At 59.7% G+C, this 21773-nt stretch carries 15 protein-coding genes and 1 pseudogene; 10 read left to right on the top strand and 6 right to left on the bottom strand.

Annotated elements, in window-relative coordinates; genetic code table 11:
- The first annotated feature begins 42 nt into the window (after nt 1-42).
- From ACKZ62_RS10765 to ACKZ62_RS10790, 6 genes are all read left to right on the top strand, one after another.
- Nucleotides 43-1770 carry an autotransporter assembly complex protein TamA gene (locus ACKZ62_RS10765; RefSeq protein WP_032889811.1) on the top strand — a complete coding sequence of 576 codons (1728 nt, stop codon included), beginning with the start codon at nt 43-45 and terminating at the stop codon, nt 1768-1770.
- Nucleotides 1770-5453 carry a translocation/assembly module TamB domain-containing protein gene (locus ACKZ62_RS10770; protein WP_181639996.1) on the top strand — a complete coding sequence of 1228 codons (3684 nt, stop codon included), beginning with the start codon at nt 1770-1772 and terminating at the stop codon, nt 5451-5453. Before ACKZ62_RS10765 ends, ACKZ62_RS10770 begins: the two co-directional genes overlap by 1 nt.
- Before the next feature lie 227 nt (nt 5454-5680).
- Nucleotides 5681-6151 carry a MarR family winged helix-turn-helix transcriptional regulator gene (locus ACKZ62_RS10775; RefSeq protein WP_095184411.1) on the top strand — a complete coding sequence of 157 codons (471 nt, stop codon included), beginning with the start codon at nt 5681-5683 and terminating at the stop codon, nt 6149-6151.
- Nucleotides 6151-7602 carry an efflux transporter outer membrane subunit gene (locus tag ACKZ62_RS10780; protein WP_447096953.1) on the top strand — a complete coding sequence of 484 codons (1452 nt, stop codon included), beginning with the start codon at nt 6151-6153 and terminating at the stop codon, nt 7600-7602. The genes ACKZ62_RS10775 and ACKZ62_RS10780 overlap by 1 nt, the downstream gene beginning before the upstream one ends.
- Nucleotides 7603-7617: 15 nt before the next feature.
- On the top strand, nt 7618-8817 hold the full coding sequence (locus tag ACKZ62_RS10785) for an HlyD family secretion protein (protein WP_032889802.1): 1200 nt from the start codon (nt 7618-7620) through the stop codon (nt 8815-8817).
- Nucleotides 8817-10346 carry a DHA2 family efflux MFS transporter permease subunit gene (locus tag ACKZ62_RS10790; protein WP_032889801.1) on the top strand — a complete coding sequence of 510 codons (1530 nt, stop codon included), beginning with the start codon at nt 8817-8819 and terminating at the stop codon, nt 10344-10346. Before ACKZ62_RS10785 ends, ACKZ62_RS10790 begins: the two co-directional genes overlap by 1 nt.
- A 156-nt stretch (nt 10347-10502) precedes the next feature.
- Here the strand turns inward: ACKZ62_RS10790 and lpxH are convergent, their stop codons facing one another.
- On the bottom strand, nt 10503-11252 hold the full coding sequence (gene lpxH / locus ACKZ62_RS10795; RefSeq protein WP_447096654.1) for a UDP-2,3-diacylglucosamine diphosphatase: 750 nt from the start codon (nt 11250-11252) through the stop codon (nt 10503-10505).
- Entirely contained in the window at nt 11249-11752 is a 504-nt protein-coding gene (locus tag ACKZ62_RS10800) for a peptidylprolyl isomerase (protein ID WP_032889796.1), read from the bottom strand. Before ACKZ62_RS10800 ends, lpxH begins: the two co-directional genes overlap by 4 nt.
- Before the next feature lie 259 nt (nt 11753-12011).
- On the opposite strand from ACKZ62_RS10800, the gene ACKZ62_RS10805 reads away from it, so the two are divergent.
- Both ACKZ62_RS10805 and cysS read left to right on the top strand, forming a co-directional pair.
- Nucleotides 12012-13712, top strand: a complete 1701-nt coding sequence (locus tag ACKZ62_RS10805; protein WP_032889794.1) for a glutamine--tRNA ligase/YqeY domain fusion protein — start codon at nt 12012-12014, stop codon at nt 13710-13712.
- Nucleotides 13713-13732: 20 nt separating this feature from the next.
- The gene (cysS, locus tag ACKZ62_RS10810) at nt 13733-15121 is read left to right on the top strand and encodes a cysteine--tRNA ligase (protein ID WP_032889792.1); all 1389 of its coding nucleotides are present in this window, start codon (nt 13733-13735) and stop codon (nt 15119-15121) included.
- Between the two features lie 313 nt (nt 15122-15434).
- Here cysS and ACKZ62_RS10815 read toward each other — a convergent pair whose 3' ends face one another.
- Together ACKZ62_RS10815 and ACKZ62_RS10820 are read right to left on the bottom strand one after the other, a co-directional pair.
- Nucleotides 15435-16133 carry a Type 1 glutamine amidotransferase-like domain-containing protein gene (locus tag ACKZ62_RS10815; RefSeq protein WP_447096655.1) on the bottom strand — a complete coding sequence of 233 codons (699 nt, stop codon included), beginning with the start codon at nt 16131-16133 and terminating at the stop codon, nt 15435-15437.
- An 18-nt stretch (nt 16134-16151) separates the two neighbouring features.
- A complete protein-coding gene (locus tag ACKZ62_RS10820) occupies nt 16152-16712 on the bottom strand; it encodes a dihydrofolate reductase family protein (protein ID WP_032889787.1) in 561 nt (186 codons plus the stop codon).
- Nucleotides 16713-17024: 312 nt separating this feature from the next.
- On the opposite strand from ACKZ62_RS10820, the gene ACKZ62_RS10825 reads away from it, so the two are divergent.
- Nucleotides 17025-17807, top strand: a complete 783-nt coding sequence (locus tag ACKZ62_RS10825) for an SDR family oxidoreductase (RefSeq protein ID WP_447096656.1) — start codon at nt 17025-17027, stop codon at nt 17805-17807.
- Here ACKZ62_RS10825 and ACKZ62_RS10830 read toward each other — a convergent pair.
- Nucleotides 17804-18133, bottom strand: coding sequence for a winged helix-turn-helix transcriptional regulator (locus ACKZ62_RS10830; RefSeq protein ID WP_032889784.1), 330 nt, complete (start codon nt 18131-18133; stop codon nt 17804-17806). The two genes, ACKZ62_RS10825 and ACKZ62_RS10830, sit on opposite strands and share 4 nt — an antisense overlap.
- Nucleotides 18134-18313: 180 nt before the next feature.
- A pseudogene (locus ACKZ62_RS10835) lies at nt 18314-18546 on the bottom strand (monovalent cation/H(+) antiporter subunit G).
- Between the two features lie 175 nt (nt 18547-18721).
- Here ACKZ62_RS10835 and ACKZ62_RS10840 point away from each other — a divergent pair.
- Nucleotides 18722-21655, top strand: coding sequence for a M64 family metallopeptidase (locus ACKZ62_RS10840; RefSeq protein WP_447096657.1), 2934 nt, complete (start codon nt 18722-18724; stop codon nt 21653-21655).
- The last annotated feature ends 118 nt before the right edge of the window (nt 21656-21773 follow it).

Raw genomic sequence — 21773 nt, forward strand, 5'->3', positions numbered from 1 at the left:
TGAGTTCTAAGTTTTCCCCCAGCTCGTGTAGCATCCGCGCCTATGAAGTTTCCAGGAAGATTTACCAGCGGCTTGGTTCTGCTGTTCACAAGCTGCGGCGCATTTGCGCTAAGCGAATTGGACGTGCGGATCAAACCCTCAAACGACGCGTTGAAAGCCAACATTGAAGGCTACATCGGCGGGGTTGGCGATCGTGACGAAGAGGCCTTGCTGCGGTTCAGCCGTGGTGCCGAAGAGCAGGCGCGCAAAGCGGCGCAGGCACTAGGCTTCTATCAGCCAAACATCGACAGCGAGGTGAAAGGCGGCAAGAACCCGCGCCTGATCCTCCGCGTCGACCCCGGTGAACCGGTGCATTTACGCAACGTGACTATTCGGGTCGACGGCGAGGCTGCGAACCTCAAGTCTTTTCGCGTGCCTGCCAGCGACGACCTAATCTCCGGCGCCGTGCTCAACCACGGCCACTACGAAGACGCCAAGCGTCTGATCCAGAATCAAGCCTCGCGCTACGGCTTTTTCAGCGGGCGCTTTACCAGCCAGAAACTCGCGGTGGACCCACAAGCTGGCGTCGCCGATATCGAACTCATTTATGACAGCGGCCCGCGCTACAGCCTGGGCAAGGTCAGCTTTGCCGGCGACACGCCGTTTGATGACGAACTGCTGCAACGCATGGTGCCGTTCAAAAACGGTGACCCTTACGATTCCGAACTGATCGCCGAACTCAACCAGAACCTGCAAGCCAGCGGCTTTTTCGAAGGGGTGCGCGTGGATGCCAGCCCCACCGCCTCGACACAAGACGTGATCCCGGTGGCCGTCAATCTGGACACACGCAAGCCGCGCACCATGGGCCTGGGCCTGGGTTACTCCACTGACGTCGGTCCGCGTGGCAAGGCCAACTGGACCCGTCACTGGGTTAACCCCCAGGGCCATAGTTATGGCTGGGAAGCAGAACTCTCGGCTCCGCGCCAGAACGTCGGCCTGTGGTACGACATTCCGCTGGACCCGCCGCTCACCGACAAACTGCGCTTCGCTGGCGGCTACCAGAATGAAGAACTGGCGAACACCGACACCCTGAGTAAATTGCTTACCGTCGGCCCCGAATGGCACAGCAAGTTGCCCAGTGGATGGACACGGGTGATTTCTCTCAAGTACCAGCGCGAAGAATACCGCCTGGGCAATGACTCCGGCCTGAGTAACCTGCTGATGCCTGGCATCAGTTATTCCTACCTGCGCAGCGATAACCGCATCGACCCCCACAACGGCTACCGCCTGCAATTCGACACGAAGGTGGCGAAGGAGGGCCTGGGCTCCGACACCAACTTGCTGTACGGCACGGCCATGGTCAAAGGCCTGACTACCCTGTGGGACAATCATCGTTTCCTGGCGCGGGCGCAGTTCGGCGGCAGTGCCACCAATGGCTACAAGTCGGTGCCACCGTCGTTGCGCTTCTTTGCCGGTGGCGATCAGAGCGTGCGCGGTTATGAGTACCAGACGCTGTCGCCCGAGAACGACCAAGGTGATCGCATCGGTGGCCGCTACATGGTGGCCTTGAGCGCCGAGTATCAATATTCCATCGCCGAAAAATGGCGGATCGCGACCTTCATCGACCAGGGCAACTCGTTCAACACCCTGGAACTGCCCAGCCTGAAAACCGGCGTGGGTGTCGGTATCCGCTGGGTATCGCCGGTGGGGCCAATCCGTCTCGACCTGGCCCATGCCCTGGAAGACCCGGGCGGCGTTCGTTTGCACTTTTCCATGGGGCCTGAGCTGTGATGCGTGGTTTGAAAATAGCGGGGCTGGCCGTGGTGGCCATCCTCGCCGTGCTGTTGCTGGCACTGTGGGCGGTACTGGGCAGCCAGGCGGGCAGCCGCTGGGCATTGGGCCAAGTGCCGGGTTTGAGTGTGGAGAATTTCCAGGGCCGTTTGGGCGGCCAGTGGAGCGCCGATCATCTGCTGTGGCAGCAAGACACCAGCCGCGTGGAACTCAAGGCGCCCACGTTCGAGTGGTCGCCAGCCTGCCTGCTGCGCATGACCTTGTGCATTGACCGGTTGGATGTGAATCAGGTCATTCTGCAATTTCCACCCAGCACCGAAGAAAGCAGTGGCCCCCTTGTACTGCCAGATCTGAAATTGCCGGTTGCTCTCCAGTTAGGCGACGTTCGCGTCGGTAGCCTGGTGTTCAACGGCAGCGAAGAGCTTAAAGGCCTGCAACTGGCGGCGCATTGGACCGCCGCCGGGATGCAGATCGACTCAGTGCACCTGCAGCGAGACGATCTGGTGCTGGACCTGTCTGGCCTGTTGCAACCCACTGGCGACTGGCCGTTGACCGCCAGCGGAAACTTGAGCCTGCCTTACGCGCCCGGCGGCGCGCCCTGGAAAGTTGCCCTTAAGGTCGACGGCGACCTGCTCAAGACCCTCAAACTCGACGCCGACAGCAGCGGCTACCTGCCGGCCAAACTGCAGGGCGAGCTGCAACCCCTGGCTGAAAACCTTCCGGCCCAGTTGCACATCACCGCTGACGGCTTCAAGCCCAGCGCCGATCTGCCCGACACCCTGCAACTCAATCAACTGGACCTCACCGCCAAGGGTGATCTGAAAAACGGCTACCAACTGCTCGGCAAGGCCGTGCTACCGGCAGAGAAAGGTCCGGTGGACCTGCTGCTGCAAGGCAAAGTCGACGCCAACGGCGCGCAAATTGCGGGCCTGGACCTGAATGCCGGTGACAAGCAAAGCCTCAAGCTGAGTGCCAACCTGGATTGGCAACAAGGCTTCACAGCCGATGCCAGGATCGACTGGCTCGACTTCCCCTGGCATCGCCTCTATCCCGTGATCGACGAACCTCAAGTGACGGTGCGTACGTTCAACGGCGAGATTTCCTATAAAGACGGCAACTACCTGGGCAACCTCAAGGCCGACCTCGACGGCCCGGCCGGCAAGTTCAATGTGGTCACGCCGTTCAGTGGCGACCTCAAGCAAGTCTTCCTGCCCGAGCTGAAACTCACCGCCGGTCAAGGTAAGGCCGAAGGCCACCTGAACCTGCAGTTTGCCGATGGTATCGCCTGGGATACCGCGCTGGACCTGTCGGCGCTCAATCCGGCGTACTGGGTCGCTGAACTGCCGGGTACGTTGGCCGGTCCGCTGCGCAGCAAGGGCGAGTTCAAGAACGAGCAACTCAAGCTGAATGCCGACCTCGACCTCAAGGGCCGCCTGCGGGGCCAAACCGCCGTGCTGGCGGCCAAGGCCGAAGGTGCAGGGGAGCAATGGACCCTGGCCAACCTGGATATTCGCCTGGGTGACAACCGCATCAACGGCAGCGGCAGCCTGCAACAACGCCTGGCCGGGCAGATCGACATCAAGCTGGCGCGCCTCGCCCAGCTCTGGCCGCAGTTACGCGGGCAGATCAATGGCCGCCTCGACGTGGCCGGCAGCCTGAATGCGCCTCAGGGCAAACTCGACATCAAGGGCCAGCAACTGGCGTTTGCCGACAACCGCCTGCAAAGCCTCAGCCTCGGCGCTACCCTCGACAGCGCCCAGCGCGCCAAGATCGACCTCAAAGGCAGCGGTATTCAAAGCGGCGACACCCAGATCGGCACCCTGACCGCCAGCGCTCAAGGCGACATCAAGAACCAGAAGGTCCAGCTCGACTTGGCCGGTCCGCTGGTCAAGCTGGCCCTGGCCCTGGACGGCAACCTCGACAAAGGCAACTGGCGCGGGCGCCTGGCCAGCGGGGATGTCCAGGCCGGCGGGCAGGATTGGAAGCTGCAAGCCCCGGCCAAAATCGATTACATGGCCGACGGCAAGCTGACCTTCGCGGCGCATTGCTGGGTCTCCGGCGGCGCCAGCCTGTGCGGCGAAGACCAGCGCCTGATGCCCGAGCCCAAGTTGCGTTACCACCTCAAGCAATTCCCAATCGACAGCCTCGCGGCCTTTTTGCCTAAGGATTTTGCCTGGCGCGGCAGGCTCAATGCCGATGTCCAACTCGACCTGCCCGACAGCGGCCCCAAGGGCTTGATTTCGGTGGATGCCAGCGGCGGCACTTTGCGCGTCAAGGACAAGGACCAGTGGCTGGATTTTCCTTACGACACCCTCAAGCTTGAAACCACCCTCAACCCCAAGCGCATCGACACACAGTTGAACTTCCGGGGTGGCAAGCTCGGTGAATTGCTGTTGCAGGCGCAGATTAATCCGCTGCCGAAGAACAAGCCGATCACTGGCAATTTCAGCCTCACCGGGCTGGACCTGGCGGTGGCGCGTCCGTTTGTGCCGATGGTGGAAACCCTCAACGGCAAGCTCAACGGCAACGGCCGGATTTCCGGTGGCCTGCTCGCGCCGCAGATCAACGGCAATGTGAACCTGATCGGCGGCGAAGTCTCTGGTCCGGAGTTGCCCGTCAGCCTCGAAGGCCTGAACGTGCAGGCTCTCATCGCCGGCGAAAGCGTGCAGCTCAATGGTGGTTGGCGCAGTGGCAAAGCCGGGCAGGGCAGCCTCAAGGGCCAGATCGACTGGGGTCAGGCCCTGGCCGTGGACCTCAGTCTGCAAGGCTCGCAATTGCCGGTCACAGTCGAACCCTACGCCACGCTGGAAGTGGCGCCGGACCTGAAGATCACCTTGAAGGACGACAAACTGGCGATTGCCGGCAAAGTGAAGATCCCGCGTGGCGACATCACCGTGCGCGAATTGCCGCCGTCGACGGTCAAGGTCTCGGACGACACTATCATCGTCGGCAGTCAGACCGAGGAGGGCAAGCCAGCGATGGCCATGGCCATGGATATCGACGTGGCAGTGGGAGAAGACCAGCTCAACTTCTCAGGCTTCGGCCTCACCGCCAAGGTGCAGGGCCATGTGCATATCGGCGACAACATGGACACTCGTGGCGAGCTTTGGCTCAACGATGGCCGCTACCGCGCTTACGGTCAGCGGCTCAATGTGCGGCGGGCGCGCTTGCTGTTTGCCGGCCCTCTGGACCAGCCGTTCCTGGACATCGAGGCAGTGCGTGTCACCACAGAGCCGTCCCGGACCGTGACCGCCGGTATTCGCCTGAGCGGCAGCGCCGAGCAACCGACTACGCAGATTTTCTCCGAGCCGGCGATGGCCCAAGAGGATGCGTTGTCGTACTTGGTACTGGGGCGTTCACGCACCACCACTGGCGAAGACAACAACATGCTCGCCGAAGCGGCGCTGGGCCTGGGTTTGATGGGCAGCGCCGGGGTGACCTCGGACATCGCCACCAAGTTGGGCATTCAGGACTTCGACCTCGACACCCAGGGCAGCGGCAATAACACCGCCGTAGTAGCCAGCGGCAAGATCACCGAGAAGCTCAGCCTGCGCTATGGCGTGGGCGTGTTCGAACCGGCCAGCACCATTGCCTTGCGCTACCTGCTGAGCAAGAAGGTATACCTGGAGGTGGCGAGTGGCGTGGCCAGTTCCCTCGACATTTTCTACAAGCGCGATTTCTAAGTCCTAGTCGAAAAAAAATATGTAAGGGGGCTTGCCCCCGATTGCGGTGTGACAGTCAGAAGATGTAGTGACTCACACACCGTGATCGGGGATAAGCCCCCTCACACATTTGCTCCCGCCTGTCGTCGAATTAGCAAGCAAGCTAATTATTCCATTTGACATTCGCTGCCTAAGCAGTAACATCTCGTCATACATTCGCTGCCTAGGCAGCAATAAGGTGACTTTCGATGCCCCATTTCACCCCCGAAAACTTCCACAACTGCCATCTCGGCTTGTTGCTGGGCCGCGCTGCGATCCTCAAGGACCGCATCATCGACACCCATATGGAACCCCACGGCATCACGGCCGCGCAGTTCAAGGTGTTGATCATCATGGCCCAGTTCGGCGTCGACACCCCGGCGGAGCTGTGCCGCAACCTGTCCCTGGACAGCGGTTCGATGACCCGCATGCTCGATCGCCTGGAGCAAAAAAACCTGCTCAGCCGCAAGCGTTCCGAGCTGGACCGACGCCAGGTGCAGTTGGTGTTGACTGCCGACGGCCAGCGCCTGGCGGACATGCTGCCGCACATCGGCGCCCAGGCGCTGAACCAACTGGCGGGCGTATTGGAGCCCGGCGAGTTGGAAACCCTGGAACAGATCCTCAAGAAAATTCTGATAGCTGCGGGTGATCCCATCACCCTTCAGCGGGTAGGTAAATGATGAATCCACGTGCCCTATGCCTAGTGCTGGTCGCCATGAGCATGGCCGGTTGCGCCAATTTCAGCGGCCTCGACACCCAAGGCCAGCGCCTCGACGCCAACACGCTGCAAGCCGGTAAATCCCTGAGTGGCGTGACCCTGTCGAGTGCGGCCTGGCCCAGCGCCGATTGGTGGAAAGGCCTCGGCGACCCACAGCTCGACGGCCTGATCCATGAAGCCCTGCAAAACAGCCCCGACATGCAAGTGGCGAGCGCCCGTGCCCACCAGGCCGAAGCGGCCGCCTACGCCGCCGACGCGTCGCGCATGCCGACCCTGGATGCCAGCGCCGGTGTGACCCGTTCGCGCCTGGCCAAGGATCAGGACCCGCTGGGGCAGGGCGATGCGTACTCCACCGTGCGAAAAATCGGTGCCAGCTTCAACTACACCTTTGACCTCTGGGGTGGCCAGCGCGCCGCCTGGGAAGCTGCATTGGGCCAGGCCCGTGCCGCTGAAGTCGATCAACAGGCCGCGCGCCTGACCCTGGCTGCTGATGTGGCCAAGGCCTACAGCGACCTGGGCCAGGCCCATATCATGCGTGGCCTGGCCACTGACGACCTCAAGCGCACCCGGCAAATGCTCGATCTCAGCAAGGCCCGCCTGGATTCGGGCATCGACAGCCACTATCAGTACCAGCAGACCGAAAGCCTGGAAGCCAGCTCCCAATCGCAATTGATCGACGCGGAAAAACAACTGCAGAGTGCCAAGATCGCCCTCGCGGTGCTGCTCGGTAAAGGCCCGGATCGCGGCAATGAGCTGGCGCGTCCCAGTGTGTTGAAACCCGCTGCCGTTGCCGTACCGTCGGTGTTGCCTGCCGAACTGTTGGGCCGTCGTCCGGACCTGATCGCCGCACGGTGGCGTGTGGAGGCGGCGAGCAAGGACATCGCGGCCAGCAAGACGCGCTTCTACCCCAACCTCAACCTGAGCGCGAGCGCCGGGGCCGAGTCGTTGCTGGGGGATGCGATGTTCGGGTCGGCCAGCCGCTTCTTCAATATCGCGCCAACGATCTCGCTGCCGATCTTTGACGGCGGCCGCCTGCGCGCCGGCCTCGATGCCCGCGACGCCGACTACGACCTCGCCGTGGCCCAATACAACAAAACCCTGGTGCAAGCCTTGGGTGATATTGGCAACACCCTTTCGCAACTGCGCGAAACCGGCCGGCAGATCCAGGCCCAGCAACACGCTACCGATATTGCCCAGCAGTCCTACGACACGGTGCTTCAGCGGTACGGCTCCGGGATCGGTAACTACCTGGACGTGCTCAGCATCGAACAGCAATTGCTGCAGGCCCAGCGTCAGCTGGCGACCCTGAATGCCGGGCAGATCGCTCTATCGATTCAATTGATGCAGGCCCTGGGCGGCGGGTTCAACGCCGACAACGTGGCGTCGACCACCCCAGCCACTCGCACGGAATAATTTGAGGTATTTGTCATGGCCACTGCCGAAAACACTAACGCTACAGAACAACCCAAAGACAACAACCCGCGCAAACGCAAAGTCATGCTGATCGGCCTTGCGCTGATCGTCATCCTCAGCGTCCTCGGCGTATGGGCCTGGCACGAATTCTACGGGCGCTTCAACGAGAGCACCGACGACGCTTATGTGAACGGCAACGTGGTGGAAATCACCCCGCTGGTCACCGGCACCGTGGTGAGCATCGGCGCGGACGATGGCGACTTGGTCCACGAAGGCCAAGTGCTGGTCAACTTCGACCCGAATGACGCCGCCGTCGGCCTGCAAAGTGCCCAGGCCAACCTGGCGCGTACCGTGCGCCAGGTGCGTGGCTTGTACAGCAACGTTGATGGCATGAAAGCCCAGGTCAACGCGCAGAAAGCCGATGTGCAGACCGCTCAGGACAACTACAACCGCCGTAAGACCCTGGCCCAGGGCGGGGCGATTTCCCTGGAGGAACTGTCCCATGCCCGTGACAGCCTGACGGCCGCCAAGAACGCCCTGACCAACCTTGAGCAGCAGCTCAAAACCAGCAACGCCCTGGTGGATGACACGGTGATCTCGTCCCATCCGGACGTGCAAGCTGCCGCCGCGCAATTGCGTCAGGCCTACCTGACCAATGCGCGCAGCACCCTGATCGCGCCGGTCACCGGCTATGTCGCCAAGCGCTCCGTGCAACTGGGCCAGCGCGTGCAGCCGGGTACCGCATTGATGGCCGTGATCCCGCTGAACCAACTGTGGATCGACGCCAACTTCAAGGAAACCCAACTGCGCGACATGCGCATTGGCCAACCGGTGGACATCGAGTCGGATATCTATGGCAGTGATGTGAAATACAGCGGCACCGTCGACAGCCTCGGCGCCGGCACCGGCAGCGCGTTCGCCCTGTTGCCGGCGCAGAACGCCACCGGTAACTGGATCAAGATCGTGCAGCGAGTACCGGTGCGCATCCATATCAATGCCGAAGAGTTGGCCAAGCACCCACTGCGCGTTGGCTTGAGCACCGTGGTGAATGTGGACCTGCACGACCAGAGCGGACCCGTGCTGGCGCAACAGCCGCCACAAAAGGCCTCATTCACCACCAACGTGTATGACCGCCAATTGGCCGAAGCCGATGCCATGATCACCCAGTTGATCCATGACAACAGCGTCGCCGCTCCCAAGGCTGTGCAACGCTGATGAGCAATAACGCCTCGTTCACGCCACCCAGCCTGTTGATGGCCACCATTGGCCTGTCGCTGGCGACTTTTATGCAGGTGCTCGACACCACCATCGCCAACGTGGCGTTGCCGACCATTTCCGGCAACCTGGGCGTGAGTTCAGAGCAGGGCACCTGGGTGATCACCTCGTTTGCGGTGAGCAACGCCATCGCCTTGCCGCTCACCGGTTGGTTGAGCCGACGCTTTGGCGAGGTGAAGCTGTTTCTGTGGGCGACCATTCTGTTTGTGCTGGCGTCGTTCCTGTGCGGGATTTCCACTTCGATGCCCGAGCTGATCGGCTTTCGGGTGCTGCAAGGTTTGGTGGCGGGGCCGTTGTACCCGATGACCCAAACCTTGTTGATTGCGGTCTACCCGCCGGCGAAGCGCGGCATGGCCCTCGCGTTACTGGCGATGGTCACGGTGGTCGCGCCGATTGCCGGGCCGATCCTCGGCGGTTGGATCACCGACAGCTACAGCTGGCCGTGGATCTTCTTTATCAACGTTCCCATCGGCATTTTTGCGGTGATGGTGGTGCGTGCGCAGTTGAAGAAGCGACCTGTGGTCACCAGTTATCAGCCGATGGATTACGTCGGGTTGTTAAGCCTGATCGTGGGGGTCGGCGCCTTGCAGATCATCCTCGACAAGGGCAATGACCTGGATTGGTTCGAATCCAACTTCATCATCATCGGCGCGGCGATTTCGGCGATTGCCCTGGCGGTGTTCGTCATCTGGGAGCTGACCGATAAGCACCCAGTGGTCAACCTGCGGCTGTTTGCCTACCGCAACTTCCGCATCGGCACCATCGTGTTGATCCTCGGTTACGCGGGCTTCTTTGGCATCAACCTGATCCTGCCACAATGGCTGCAAACCCAGATGGGCTACACCGCCACCTGGGCCGGCCTGGCGGTGGCGCCGATCGGGATTCTGCCGGTGCTGATGTCGCCGTTCGTGGGCAAGTACGCGCACAAGTTCGACCTGCGTCTGCTGGCGGGCCTGGCGTTCCTGGCGATTGGCTTGAGCTGCTTCATGCGCGCAGGCTTTACCAATGAAGTGGACTTCACCCACATCGCCCTTGTGCAGTTGTTCATGGGGATTGGTGTTGCACTGTTCTTTATGCCGACCCTGAGCATCTTGATGTCCGACCTGCCACCGCACCAGATTGCCGACGGTGCGGGCCTTGCAACCTTCCTGCGTACGTTAGGCGGCAGTTTTGCGGCGTCGCTGACCACCTGGATCTGGATTCGCCGGGCGGACCAGCACCATGCGTACATGAGCGAGAACATGACCACCTATGACGCGGCCACGCGCAATGCGCTGGATGCGTTGGGTGGGGCAGGGCACAAGGCCTATGCGCAGTTGGACCAGATCCTCACCAGCCAGGCGTACATGATGTCCACCGTGGATTACTTCACGTTGTTGGGGTGGATGTTCATGGGATTGATGCTGCTGGTGTGGCTGGCGAAGCCGCCGTTTGGCGCCAAGGCGGGGCCGGAAGCAAGCGGCCACTGATCCACACGGACTGGAATGCAATCAGATGTGGGAGGGGGCTTGCCCCGATAGCGGTGGGTCAGCCAAAAATAGGCTGACTGATCCACAGCAATCGGGGGGCAAGCCCCCTCCCACATTTTGATCTCTGTTCACATTGGATCAGTGGTGTTTGAGGTCTCAGGCGCCAGGCAATGCCAGCTGCGGGTTCACAAAATCAAACGCCGCCAACTGAAACCCTTGCTCATCCACCTGCAACGCCCAACCCTGCTTGTCCCAATCCCCCAGCACAATGCGCTTGGCCGCCTGCTCGCCAATCTGCAGCTTGTGGATCGCCGGGCGGTGGGTATGGCCGTGGACCAGGGTGCGCACGCCGAACTGCTGCATCACCCGCGGCACTTCCTCGGGGGTTACATCGACAATGTCGTTGGCCTTCATGCGCGTCTGCGCCCGGCTCTCACTGCGCAGCTTGCGCGCCAGCTTGTGGCGGGTGCGCAAGGGCAAGTGACGCAGGATAAACAGCACAATCGGGTTACGCAGGATGCGCCGCAGCTTCATATAACCCACGTCGCGGGTGCAGAGGCTGTCGCCGTGCATCAACAGCACGGGTTCGCCATACAACTGCACGACACTCGGGTCCTTGAGCAAGGTCGCGCCTGCTGCTTTGCAGAACGCCTTGCCGATCAGGAAATCGCGGTTGCCATGCATGATAAAAATCGGGGTACCGCTGTCGCTCAGCTCGCGCAGGGCTGCGCAAATCGAACGTTGAAAGGAGCTCATCCCATCGTCGCCAATCCAGGCTTCGAAGAAGTCCCCCAGAATGTACAACGCCTGGGCGCCACGGGCGCGGCCGTGGAGCAGATCCAGAAACGCCCGGGTGATGTCCGGGCGCTCCTCTTCCAGATGCAAATCTGAAATCAGCAATATCACCCAACGATCTCGGCTTTCTCGACGATTACGTCTTCTGCTGGAACGTCCTGGTGACCGGCTTTGGACGTGGTGGACACGCCTTTGATCTTGTCGACAACGTCCTGGCCTTCGGTGACTTTACCGAACACGGCGTAACCCCAACCCTGCACGTTCTTGCCGCTGTGGTTCAGGAAGGCGTTATCGGCCACGTTGATGAAGAACTGCGCGGAGGCCGAATGCGGCTCCATGGTACGGGCCATGGCGACGGTGTACTTGTCGTTGGAAAGGCCGTTGTCCGCTTCGTTCTGGATGCTTGGGCGCTTGTCTTTCTTCTCTTTCATGCCTGGCTCGAAACCGCCGCCCTGGATCATGAAGTTACCGATGACGCGGTGGAAAACGGTGTTTTCGTAGTGGCCAGCGTTCACGTACTCGATGAAGTTGGCGACGGTGATCGGCGCTTTCTCGGCGTTCAGCTCGATGACGATCTCGCCGTGGTTGGTGGTCAGTTTGACTTGAGTCATGTTCACTACTCTTTCAGGAAATTCGTGGGTTTGAGCGCCTTGGCGCCTTACCGGTTTGGCCAAACTGCGGCCAAGGCGCGCAGTTTAGCGTGCCTTGCAGGAATTTCGAGGTGGTTTTTTACCGCGCCCGTCATAAAAGCAGCAATAAATGCAGCAGTTTTTGACCGCGCTCTGTCAGCAGCTTGACAGCATCAGCTATGATACGGCCTTTGTTTTATCTGGCCCCAACCGGCCACGAACCTGTCTGTTCAAGGATCCTATGAGCAAGCCCACTGTCGACACTACCTCGAATTCCAAGGCCGGACCTGCCGTCCCGGTCAATTTCCTGCGCCCGATCATCCAGGCGGACCTGGATTCGGGCAAGCACACGCAGATCGTCACCCGCTTCCCGCCAGAGCCCAACGGCTACCTGCACATTGGTCACGCTAAATCGATCTGTGTGAACTTCGGCCTGGCCCAGGAGTTCGGTGGCGTCACGCACCTGCGTTTCGACGACACCAACCCGGCCAAGGAAGACCAGGAATACATCGACGCCATTGAAAGCGACATCAAGTGGCTGGGCTTCGAATGGTCCGGTGAAGTGCGCTATGCCTCCAAATACTTCGACCAGTTGTTCGACTGGGCCGTCGAGCTGATCAAGGCCGGCAAGGCCTACGTCGACGACCTGACCCCGGAGCAGGCCAAGGAATACCGTGGCACGCTGACCGAACCGGGCAAGAACAGCCCGTTCCGCGACCGTTCCGTGGAAGAGAACCTCGACTGGTTCGCCCGCATGCGCGCCGGTGAGTTCCCGGACGGCGCCCGCGTACTGCGCGCCAAGATCGACATGGCTTCGCCGAACATGAACCTGCGCGACCCGATCATGTACCGCATCCGCCATGCCCACCACCACCAGACCGGTGACAAGTGGTGCATCTACCCGAACTACGACTTCACCCACGGTCAGTCGGACGCCATCGAAGGCATCACTCACTCCATCTGCACCCTGGAGTTCGAAAGCCATCGTCCGCTGTACGAGTGGTTCCTGGACAGCCTGCCGGTTCCGGCGCACCCGCGTCAGTACGAATTCAGCCGCCTGAACCTGAACTACACCATCACCAGCAAGCGCAAGCTCAAGCAACTGGTCGATGAGAAGCACGTGTTTGGTTGGGATGACCCGCGCATGTCGACCCTGTCGGGCTTCCGCCGTCGCGGCTACACCCCGGCGTCGATCCGCAATTTCTGCGACATGGTCGGCACCAACCGTTCCGATGGCGTGGTTGACTTCGGCATGCTCGAATTCAGCATCCGTCAGGACCTCGACGCGAATGCTCCGCGCGCCATGTGCGTCTTGCGTCCGTTGAAAGTCGTGATCACCAACTATCCGGAAGACAAGGTCGATCACCTCGAACTGCCGCGTCATCCGCAGAACGAAGCACTCGGCGTGCGCAAGCTGCCATTCGCCCGTGAAATCTACATCGACCGCGATGACTTCATGGAAGAGCCGCCAAAAGGCTACAAGCGCCTGGAACCGAACGGCGAAGTGCGCCTGCGCGGCAGCTACGTGATCCGCGCCGACGAAGCAATCAAGGACGCCGATGGCAACATCGTTGAGCTGCGTTGCTCCTACGACCCGGAAACCCTCGGCAAGAACCCTGAAGGCCGCAAGGTCAAAGGCGTGATCCACTGGGTGCCGGCTGCGGCCAGCATCGAGTGCGAAGTGCGTCTGTACGATCGCCTGTTCCGCTCGCCTAACCCTGAGAAGGCCGAAGACAGCGCCAGTTTCCTCGACAACATCAACCCTGATTCCCTGCAAGTACTCACTGGTTGTCGTGCTGAGCCATCGCTTGGCGACGCACAGCCGGAAGACCGTTTCCAGTTCGAGCGCGAAGGTTACTTCTGCGCGGATATCAAGGACTCGAAACCAGGCGCTCCGGTATTCAACCGTACCGTGACCTTGCGTGATTCGTGGGGCCAGTGATTCTGTTTTAAGGAACTGTCGTGCTAACGATCTACAACACACTCAGCAAGACCAAAGAAGTCTTCAAGCCGCTGGATGGCAACAAGGTGCGCATGTACGTGTGCGGCATGACCGTGTACGACTACTGCCACATCGGCCACGGCCGCAGCATGGTTGCCTTCGACCTGGTGACCCGCTGGTTGCGTTTCAGCGGCTATGACTTGACCTATGTTCGCAACATCACCGACATCGACGACAAGATCATCAACCGCGCCAATGAAAACGGTGAGTCGTTCGACGCGCTGACCGAGCGCATGATCGCCGCGATGCATGAGGACGAGGCTCGCCTCAACATCCTCAAGCCGGACATGGAGCCGCGCGCCACGGACCACATCCCTGGCATGCACGCCATGATCCAGACCCTGATCGACAAGGGTTATGCCTACGCCCCCGGCAATGGCGACGTGTACTACCGCGTCGCCAAGTTCATGGGCTACGGCAAGCTGTCGCGCAAGAAGATCGAAGACCTGCGCATCGGTGCGCGTATCGAAGTCGACGAAGCCAAGCAGGATCCGCTGGACTTCGTGCTGTGGAAAGGCACCAAGCCCGGCGAGCCGAGCTGGGAATCCCCATGGGGCGCCGGGCGTCCGGGCTGGCACATCGAATGCTCGGTGATGTCCACCTGCTGCCTGGGCGAGACCTTCGATATTCATGGCGGCGGCAGCGACCTTGAGTTCCCGCACCACGAAAACGAAATCGCCCAGAGCGAAGCCGCCACCGGCAAGACCTACGCCAACGCCTGGATGCACTGCGGCATGATCCGCATCAATGGCGAGAAGATGTCCAAGTCCTTGAACAACTTCTTCACCATTCGCGACGTGCTGGAAAAGTACCACCCGGAAGTAGTGCGTTACCTGTTGGTGTCCAGCCACTACCGCAGCGCCATCAACTACTCGGAAGACAACCTCAAGGACGCCAAGGGCGCTCTGGAGCGGTTCTACCACGCGTTGAAAGGCTTGCCCGCCGTTGCACCGGCTGGCGGCGAAGCGTTCGTGGCACGGTTCACCGAAGTCATGAACGACGACTTCGGCACACCCGAAGCCTGCGCGGTGCTGTTCGAAATGGTGCGTGAAATCAACCGCCTGCGCGAGAGCGATCTCGACGCAGCGGCTGGCCTGGCTGCTCGCTTGAAAGAGCTGGCCAGCGTGCTGGGTGTATTGCAGATGGAAGCCGATGACTTCCTGCAAGCCGGCGCCGAAGGGCGTGTGGATGCGGCTGAGGTTGATGCGCTGATCCAGGCGCGTCTGGCGGCTCGCGCAGGCAAGGACTGGGCGGAATCCGACCGTATCCGTGACCAACTGACCGCGATGGGCGTGGTGTTGGAAGACGGGAAGGGCGGGACGACGTGGCGGTTGGCTGATCAGGCCTGATTGGCAAACGCTGGATGAAAAACGCCCCGACTGGTTCGGGGCGTTTTTTTGCACACCGTTTTAGTGAGCGGCTCACCCGATCGAGTGTGTGAGGGGCGGTGTGAGGATTCGACATGCCCCCGATAGCGCTGTGTCAGCCAACATACCTGCCAACAGTGCCGCCGCCTTCGAAGCCTCGCTAAAGCTCGACATCTCCCACATTGGGAGAGTGCCTGCGTCCTCGAAGCCGAGAAACCGGGCTTCCTGCGACTAGTGCGATGGGTGGGCTCACGGTCTGTTCCTTCAGAGGACCGTAGCTGGAAAAAGGACGGATCTAGCCGCCGGAAACCTGCGAAAGTGGTGTTAGATACGCAGGTGCCGTTGAGACGTCATACGCATTCTTAGTCGCGTCGTTATGAATCGTCTCGTGGTATCTGCCGTCCTTGAAATGCAGGGCGACGCCATCATCGACCGCGTAGGCGGGTTGTGCGCCTTTGAGCCGGACGAGCTCAACAAACGAAGTCTCTCTTCCCGCCTCTGAACTGAAATGCGGACACAGCGCTCCTGGCAGAAAACCCAGGCCGGCAATCAGGGCGAACGCTCCCCCTGAATCGGAGTGCCCGTATTCAAACCAGCAAATCGCCCCAGCGCTGACACCACACAGGACCTTGCCGTTTTCCCATGCCTTTGTCAGAAGGCCCACTGCGCCAAATTCACGCCAGATAGCCAGCATGGCGCGGGTATTCCCGCCTGCCACGTAGATGATGTCGGCTTGCTCAAACAACGAAGACATATGATCCGGGCTGGGAAAGGGTGGAATGAAAAATGTCAGCGTGCGTACGCTGCAACCAGCGCTCTCATATTTGGCCGTGAAGTCAAAAATCTTGACTCGGTCATCCCCACTGGCTGTGGAGATATAGAGCACAGTAGGGCGTGTTTTGCCTGATGAAGCGACGATCTGTTCGTCAATGTGCGTCATGCGCTGCATGTCTTCGGCGGACTCGCCGCCAATGACAATAATATGTTTAGTCATCCTGACCTCCAGTCCGTGTTACGCGGCGCGAGTGCCGGCTGTCAGTTGATATCGACTCTGAACAAAACCATTGTCCGACACCTGGGTTCCGACATGGCGAAGCCCATGCTCACTGCCAACCTGGCTAAACAATGGAATGCCTTGCCCCAGCAAAACCGGGATACGCGTAATGATCAGCTCATCAACCAGGCCCGCTTCAAGAAACGCCTGGACCGTTTGGCCACCGTCGATATAAAGATGCTTCATACCGCGTTCGGCTAACGCTACCACGAGTGAGGTCACGTCTCCTGCCATGACCTCGACCTTGCCCTCCAAATGCTCAGGTAGCTCCAGTCGTTGGCGGGAAAGCGCAATGACCGGCGTACCCTCATAGGGCCATTCGGGGAAGGACAAGACTTTCTCCAGGGTTTTGCGGCCCATCACGAGCGCATCGACCGTTGCGATGAAGCTTTCATACGTCACGCCGTTCAACTCGGCGGTTTCGTATTCCGGTTTGTGCAACCACTCGATATCACCGTCGGGGCGAGCAATAAAACCGTCGACGCTGGCTGCGATAAAAACCGAACATTTGATATCCATGGCGAAAACTCCTTTTTGCGTGTGGACGTAACGGCAGCCTGCGGGTGATGTTGGGCTGGGCGCCAATGTTACTTTAATCATCAGGTGCAACAACCGAGCGCCAATATAAATAGCCCTTACGCCCCTTTTTGAGTGCTAGGACGTATAGGAAGTTGGTTGATCCAGGACGTTGGACGATGTGCTCCATGGCCTGCGACCCCCTGAATCCGGATCCTAACTTTTTGGTTAGCCCATTACCTTTTCGTGCGTTCTTGTGGCCTCTTCGTCCCGTTCCTATCCTGTGGTCTCCGTTTATCCAGGAGTAGGTTTCCCATGAGTTTTGATCTTCAACTAAAGGGCCTTCGCGCCTTGGTCACCGGCGGCACCAAAGGTATCGGCGCCGCAGTGGTTGCCGTGTTGCAGGAACAAGGCGTCCAGGTGATTTCGGTCGCGCGTTCGGCGGTGGAATCGACACCCGAAGGCGTGCATTTCATCGCCGCCGACCTCGGCACTGCCGCCGGTTGCGCGTGCGCCACCGACGCGGTGAAAAGCCAGTTCGGCAGCGTCGACATCATCGTTAATGTACTCGGCGGCTCCAGCGCGCCAGGCGGCGGTTTCGCGGTGCTCGATGATGAGCAGTGGGCGAGTGCGTTGGGCCAGAACCTGATGGCGGCGGTGCGAGTGGATCGGGCGCTGTTGCCAGGAATGATCGAGCGTGGGGCCGGCGTGATTATTCATGTCACGTCGATCCAGCGTGAGTTGCCTTTGCCGGAGTCCACCACGGCGTATGCCGCTGCGAAGGCGGCTTTGGCGACCTACAGCAAGAGCCTGTCAAAGGAAGTCACGCCCAAGGGCATTCGGGTGGTGCGTGTTTCGCCGGGTTGGGTGGAGACGGATGCGGCGGTGGTGCTGGCAGAGCGTCTGGCGCAAGAGGCGGGCACAGATTATGAAGGTGGCAAGCAGATCATCATGCAAGCACTGGGTGGTATTCCGCTCGGGCGTCCTGCCAAGCCTGAAGAAGTCGCTGACTTGATTGCCTTCCTGGTATCGCCGCGTGCAGCGTCTATCAGCGGCACTGAGTATGTGATCGACGGCGGCACCGTTCCCACGGTTTAGGCCTCGGGTTTGGCCGCTTGCCACTTGAGCAGGCCATCCAGCACTGGGCACAGGCTCTGACCCCATTCGGTCATTCTGTATTCCACTTTGGGCGGCACCACCGGGTAGACCGTGCGCTGCACCAGGCCATCGGCTTCGAGTTGGCGCAATTGCTGAGCGAGCATCTTCTGCGAGATATCCGGGATCAGTCGCTCAAGGTCTGAATAACGCTGCACCTGACCGCCGAACAGGTGGAACAGGATGATCAGCTTCCAGCGCCCGCCGAGCCAGTGGAGGGTGCTTTCGACATCGGCCGCGGCGGTGGCGGGGGTGTAGGTTTTGCTCATCGCGTACGTCCTGGAACAGTTCGGAAAATTGCTATTTGTTCTGATGCCCGCGCCATCATGGCCTTAGAAGGGCGCCACGACCAAGCCGATGTTCAAGCTGGCGGTTATTTGAATGAGCACAGATCCAAATGTGGAAGGGGCAAGCCCCCTCCCACATTTTTACCGTGTTCGCCTCAGAGCTCAGCGGCGGCTGCTGACTTCAGCGGGCACGTCATCACCGGCCATGCGCTTGCGAAACAGCGCCGTACTTGCCAGCAGCACACCAGGGGCCCCAACGTCGAGGCGAGGGCAGGCGGCTGCATGTGCTGGAAGACGTCCTTCATGCGCAACAACCCGGTCGCACCGATCAGCGCAAACACGCTGCCGTGGAGTGGCTGGCAGGTGTTCACTATGTGCCGACTGGTGTACCGAATGAAGGCTAATTGCAGTTGCCGGGTTTGACTCGCGGCAATGTGCCTGAGTCACCTTTCTTGACAAACATCAATTTATGATCCTGACTTAAATCAGAGAACGTTAGCGTAGTGTGCGGCGAAACAGTTTTATCTCTTAAAGAATTTTGATCTCCTCACCGGTACGAAGGATATTGGAATGAATAAGATATTAACTGTATTGGCGCTACTGGTGTGGATGCCGATCTCCCAAGCTCAAAGTGTGTGGATGCAACTGCAAAGTCAGCACGATTCGCTAGATGTTGCTGAAGTTTCCCTCGGTAATTACAAGGTGCCTCCGGCGATTTTGGCGGAACATGCCGATGTTGAGCGGGGATGGAAAGTTATTACTGTGGACGCCAATGGCAATACGCTTTATAGCAGCACCATTAACGACAGTCGTTATCGTCGCGGCGAAGTTTTTAATGAGATAACAGGTGCAATATCAAGTGTCAGTGCGGAATCTGCTGTAGAAGGCACTGAAGAAGTATTACTTCCTTACGACAGCCAAGTGTCCAGGATCAAGATCTTTCGTATTGACCTCAAGGCGGTTGACTCACTTGATGGTGCAGCGATGCGTAAGCCGTTACTGGAACTCGATCGCCAGGCCATCGAACGCTTGGCGAAGCGAGCACCTTTGCGTGGTGTCCTAGGCGATATCCACAGCGACAAGGTGGTCATGCTTAATCCGGACGGTAGCAACCAGAGAAAGCCGCTGGTGTTTGCCATTGTCGGCGATGGTTATGCCCAAGACGATATGCAGGCCTTTCGTGACGATACCCAGGCCGCCATCGATATTATTATGGGCGATACTGTGTTCGATGCGATTAAAGATAAAGTGGGTTTTTTACGCTTTGACCATGTTTCGCCGGTATCGGGTGAGCCGGATACTAAGAATATTGAAACGATCATGCGGCACAGTAATCAACTGGGGCATGGCATCTATGACGTTTCGATTAAACTTTCAAAATTTACATACCATCAGGTCGGCGTCGGCGGTCTCGCCAGTACCAATAAGATTTATATCTTTAAACCGTCTGCCAATACGCCGCTGGCCATCACCTCGATTCCCCATGAAATCGGTCATGCGTTGTTCAGGTTGGCGGATGAATATGCGTCCTATGACGCTGGCGAGACGTGCTTCGATGTCGAGCCTGCGGCGCCGAATATCACCCGTCAGACTGACAGGGAAAAAATCAAGTGGGGCGATCTGATCAGTCCGCAAACGCCTTTGCCAACCGAAGAAAATGCGGTTGAAGCTGGCACGTTAGGCCTTTACACCATCCACAAGGACTGTACGTACGGCCCCGCACCCCAAGGCATCATGGGCGGTGGACGTTATGGTGTGAAGGGGCACGAGGCTGGTTGGGGGGCGGTCAACGAGCGGCAGATTCGCGGATTGCTGCATGCGTACCTGGGTAACGACGTGCCGCTTGTTTTTGCCCCGTCAGTTGTCATGAAGATAAAAACCGGGGAGAAACGTGAGCCCATAGCGTCTTCTTACCGCAACAGTCGCGCTCCCCTGACGGTGGAGGCGGGATCGACGAGTGTGCCCAATGCAGGCGGAGCGCCGTTTACGTATCGTTGGAAGATCCCTGTTGAACTCAATCCGCAGGTCAACGGGCGTTACGCGATGATTGAGGCCCCATCGGCGCCGCAATTCATGGAGTACCCGGTCGAGGTGCAGATTACTGACGGCAAGATGGCGAACACCCGGAGTGAGACGCTGAAAGTCCTTCCCTCCGTGCGGATCAAAGGGGAAATCATTGGCGCCTCTTCCGCTAACGGAGGGACCTGGGTGGAATTGACGGCCGACATCTCCCACGAAGGCGCAGAGAACCCCGAATTTCAATATCGCTGGACCGTGCCGGCCGGGTGGACCCAGCCCATCGGCGTGACGCAGAAGAGTTTGCGCATCGTTGCCCCCACGCCCTCTGTCAGTACGCCCTTTACGTTCAGTGTCAGTGTCACGCCGCTGATGAAGTTACCGGGCACCGAGAACGATCCTTATCCTGAAAAAATCAGCCTTCCGGCCGATACCGTGACACTGGAGACCTCCGTTGTCGTCAGGCGCAGGCAACCCGTAGACACTGACCCCTATGCCAAAATCCAGGGGCCTTCGTCGATAAAAAGCGCTCAAACCTTTCAGTTGGATGGGTCCAGTTCAGAGATCCCCCATTCGTCGACCAAGATGACATATCGGTGGAATGCCGCTGATTTTGAGCCATCCAGTTCATCCGCAGTGGCGCCTGATTTCAAAGCGCCTGAGAAAGCGGGCAGTTTCCCGGTATCGCTGACGGTGACCAACAGCGAGAACCGCAGTAATACCGTCACGCGCAGCATTCAGGTCGAGTCCGATGAGCCCACGCCCGAACCCGACAGGGTAGAGGGGCCGCAGACGCTGATGTCCGGTGAGGTGGCTGTCTTTACCGCCGTCGTCAATGATCTGCGGGATGTTCGCGGCTATAGCTGGGCGTTTTCGCCGGCGTTTGCTTACCAGAATGTAAGCGCCCCTAATATCGTGGCGAAGGCGCCCGAGGTCACGCAAAGTACGACCGGCAGGGTTACGGTGCTGGTTTACCGCACCGGTTCCCCCAATCCGACTTCGCTGTCCAAGGACGTCGTGATAGAGCCCAAGCCAGTGGATAGCCCTGCACCGCAGGCGATAATCAGCGGTCCAATTTCCGTGGAGGCAGGCAAGACGCTGACTCTGTCGGGCGCGGGGTCGAGTGGCGGCAACCTGCGTTATGCATGGACGGCGAATGAGTTTTCGCCGGCGTCTTCCTCCGGGATCGGTCCGATCCTTACCGCGCCTGCCACGGCTGGCCCACGCATCATCAACCTCATGGTGACCGATGCCGACAATCGCAGCGCCAGTGCAAGTCATACGGTTAACGTCACAGCCCAACAAGCCGGTAACTGCGCGCCGGCCTGGGTGGCGAGCAAGGCCTACGCGACGCCCAACGAGAAGGTGTCCTATGACGGTTACAACTACGAGGTCGCCCACTGGACGCAGAATAATCGGCCTGACCTGAACTTTGTATTGAGCGGTTCAGCCAAGCCGTGGCGGCGCTTGAGTCCTTGCACGCCCTGAGGCGGGCGGACCTTCAATCACTGTTGGAGCGAAGTTTGCTCGCGAAAACCTGAGTGCGCCACGATTCAGCATGAAGTGCTGCGTTATCGTTGACGAGCTTCGCGAGCTAGCGCTGATA

Source organism: Pseudomonas sivasensis (assembly GCF_052938085.1).

Bases quoted from the DNA above. Each gene is read 5' to 3' on its own strand.
- ACKZ62_RS10840 (WP_447096657.1), top strand. From the start codon at position 18,722: ATGAATAAGATATTAACTGTATTGGCGCTACTGGTGTGGATGCCGATC.
- ACKZ62_RS10805 (WP_032889794.1), top strand. From the start codon at position 12,012: ATGAGCAAGCCCACTGTCGACACTACCTCGAATTCCAAGGCCGGACCT.
- ACKZ62_RS10775 (WP_095184411.1), top strand. From the start codon at position 5,681: ATGCCCCATTTCACCCCCGAAAACTTCCACAACTGCCATCTCGGCTTG.
- ACKZ62_RS10815 (WP_447096655.1), bottom strand. From the start codon at position 16,133: ATGACTAAACATATTATTGTCATTGGCGGCGAGTCCGCCGAAGACATG.
- ACKZ62_RS10830 (WP_032889784.1), bottom strand. From the start codon at position 18,133: ATGAGCAAAACCTACACCCCCGCCACCGCCGCGGCCGATGTCGAAAGC.
- ACKZ62_RS10770 (WP_181639996.1), top strand. From the start codon at position 1,770: ATGCGTGGTTTGAAAATAGCGGGGCTGGCCGTGGTGGCCATCCTCGCC.
- ACKZ62_RS10820 (WP_032889787.1), bottom strand. From the start codon at position 16,712: ATGGATATCAAATGTTCGGTTTTTATCGCAGCCAGCGTCGACGGTTTT.
- ACKZ62_RS10785 (WP_032889802.1), top strand. From the start codon at position 7,618: ATGGCCACTGCCGAAAACACTAACGCTACAGAACAACCCAAAGACAAC.
- ACKZ62_RS10765 (WP_032889811.1), top strand. From the start codon at position 43: ATGAAGTTTCCAGGAAGATTTACCAGCGGCTTGGTTCTGCTGTTCACA.
- ACKZ62_RS10780 (WP_447096953.1), top strand. From the start codon at position 6,151: ATGAATCCACGTGCCCTATGCCTAGTGCTGGTCGCCATGAGCATGGCC.
- ACKZ62_RS10790 (WP_032889801.1), top strand. From the start codon at position 8,817: ATGAGCAATAACGCCTCGTTCACGCCACCCAGCCTGTTGATGGCCACC.
- ACKZ62_RS10825 (WP_447096656.1), top strand. From the start codon at position 17,025: ATGAGTTTTGATCTTCAACTAAAGGGCCTTCGCGCCTTGGTCACCGGC.
- ACKZ62_RS10800 (WP_032889796.1), bottom strand. From the start codon at position 11,752: ATGACTCAAGTCAAACTGACCACCAACCACGGCGAGATCGTCATCGAG.